The sequence below is a fragment of the Saccharopolyspora sp. genome, assembly GCF_017434145.1.
Classification (GTDB): domain Bacteria; phylum Actinomycetota; class Actinomycetes; order Mycobacteriales; family Pseudonocardiaceae; genus Saccharopolyspora_C; species Saccharopolyspora_C galaxeae.
Genome location: NZ_JAFRFW010000275.1, coordinates 1 through 2,405, shown reverse-complemented (window position 1 = coordinate 2,405; position 2,405 = coordinate 1). Strand labels below are relative to the sequence as shown.

Below are 2,405 nucleotides of genomic sequence, written 5' to 3'. Positions count from 1 at the left end.
TGCCCGGGTTCATGATTCCGTTGGGGTCGTAGGCGTCCTTGAGCTTGCGCAGCACCGGATAGGCACTGCCGTGCTCCTGCTCGGTCCACGGCGCGCGGTACTTCCCGATGCCGTGGTGGTGCACCATCGATCCGCCGCGGGCCAGCGTCTCCTCGACGATGATCGCGTTGAGCGGGACGTGGTACTCGATGATCTCCTCCCGCGGCTCGCAATTGATGCGGTAGTCGTAGACGAAGTACATGTTGGTGCCGGTCTGGTAGCTGTGCGAGGAGTGCCCGCCGAGCAGCGTGATGTCCGCGAAGCGCGGGAATTCCGCGGTGATCCGGGCGATGACGGCCTCGTAGATGTCGCCGATCACCGACCAGTTGGCGGATACCTCCGTGGTGTAGCCGAGTCGCCGTTCGGCGAGCATGGTCCGCTGTTCGGCGAGGATCTTGTCCGGGCCCCAGTTCAGGTCGTCGAACCACTCGCGGATCAATTCCGGCTCGACGCGTTCGTGCGCGTGCTCGCGCACCACCCGGTCGATCTCCGCGCTGGTGGCCTCGGCGAGCCCGGCCGGTCCTTCGGCGAGGAAGACCGCGACGCACTTGCCGTCGGCGAAGTGCGCGAAGTGCTGGGCGGCGTCCTGCTCGGAGTAGACCCGCGCCACCGAAGGCCGGTAACCGGCGGTCACGATCTCGCGCAGGATCTCAATCCCGGTGCGAACGTCGTCGAGCAGGTAGCCGTGGAAGTGGTCGTTCTCCGGCCGGTGCGCGAACAACTTCACCGTGACCTCGGTGACGAAGCACAGCGCGCCCTCGTTGCCGATCACGACGTGGCGGATGTCCGGTCCCGCGGCGCGGCGCGGCACGTTCTTGATCCGGCTGATCGAGCCGTCCGGGAACACCGCTTCCAGGCCGACGACCATGTCCTCGATCCCGCCGTAGAGCGTGGAGAACTGGCCGATCGAGCGGGTGGCGACCAGCCCGCCCAGCTGCGCCTGCGGCTTGGATTGCGGCGAGTGCCCGGTGGTGAGCCCGAACTCGCGCACGCGCTGCTCCAACACCTGCAGCGGAGTGCCGCACTGGGCGGTGGCCTGCATGTCGACCGGATCGATGCGCACGATCTCGGCCATGCCGGACCCGTCCAGCACGACGGTCCGCTCGTGACTGGTTTCGAGCCCGCCCTCGGTTCCGGTGCGACCGGTGCGGGCGACGATGTTGACGCCGTGCTCGTTCGCGAACGCCAGGACCGCGGCCACCTGCTCGGCGCTGCCCGCGCGCACGATCGCCGGCGGTAGCGGCCCGTCGTAGATGCCGTGGACCGCGGTGTACTTCTTGAAGCGGTCGACGCTGGCCTCCCGCAGCAGCTGCTCGTCGGTGTCCACCCGCTGCGGGCCCGCGATCTCGCGCAGCTCGTCGATGATGGCGTTGTTGTCCACTTCGGTCTCCGTGCTCTCGGTGCTTCGGGTCATCGGGTGAGGTAGCCGCCGTCCACGCTCAGGACGTGCCCGTTGACGTAGTCGGAGGCGCGGCTGGCGAGGAAGACCGTCGCGCCCATCAAGTCGCCCAGTTCGCCCCAACGTGCGGCGGGGATGTGCTCGAGCACCCGCTGGTTCTGCGCGGGGTCGGCCCGGGTCCGCTCGGTGAGCGGGGTGGCGAAGTATCCGGGTGCGATCGCGTTGCACTGGACGTTGTGCGCGCCGAGCTCGTCGCAGTAGGCCCTGGTGAAGCCGACGATGCCGTGCTTGGTCGCGGCGTAGGCCGGTGAGCTGCGGCCGCCGAGGAACGAGAACAGCGACGCGATGTTGATGATCTTGCCGCGGCCCTGCTGCGCCATGCGGCGCCCGGCGCACCAGCCGAGTTCGAACGGCGCGGTCAGGTTCAGCGCGATCATCGGGTCCCACTGCTGCCTGCCGAACTCCGCGACCGGTGCGAGCTCGGCGATTCCTGCCGAGTTGACCAGTACGTCGACCGAGCCGAATGCGTCCACACAGGACTCCACGACCCGCTCGGGAGCACCCGGCCCGGTGAGGTCGATCTCCTGCGTCTCCAGACGAGCACCCGTTTCCTCGACCAGTTGCCGGGTCGTGCCGCCGTCGTCTGCGACGGTGGGCGCGAAGACGTTCGCGCCCGCTTTCGCCAGCGCAACCGTGAACGCCCGGCCGAGTCCCGTGTTGCCGCCCGTGACGATGGCGTTGCGGCCGCGCAGCGAGAACAGGTCGAGGGAGAAGTCCTGGATGTCCAACGAGAATCCTTTCCGTGCAGGAGCCGGGTCGGTCAGCGCACCGCGGCCGGCCGCGGCTGCGGTCCGGCGTCCGGCTCATGTCGCTGCACGCGCAGCGTCAGCGTGGTCAGCGCGATCCCCAGGACGGCGGCACCGGCCAGCACGCCGCACAAGCTGCCGGAGCCGCCTTGCGCGGCCGT

At 69.1% G+C, this 2,405-nt stretch carries 2 protein-coding genes; both read right to left on the bottom strand.

Annotation, left to right across the window (positions count from 1 at the left end):
• A partial coding sequence (locus IJH84_RS07700) for an FAD-binding oxidoreductase (protein ID WP_295142045.1) occupies positions 1–1,453 on the bottom strand: 1,453 nt, incomplete at its 3' end.
• Positions 1,450–2,226 (bottom strand): SDR family oxidoreductase, encoded by a 777-nt coding sequence (locus tag IJH84_RS07695; RefSeq protein WP_295142042.1) that lies wholly within the window; start codon positions 2,224–2,226, stop codon positions 1,450–1,452. The genes IJH84_RS07700 and IJH84_RS07695, both read right to left, overlap by 4 nt.
• Between the last annotated feature and the right edge of the window lie 179 nt (positions 2,227–2,405).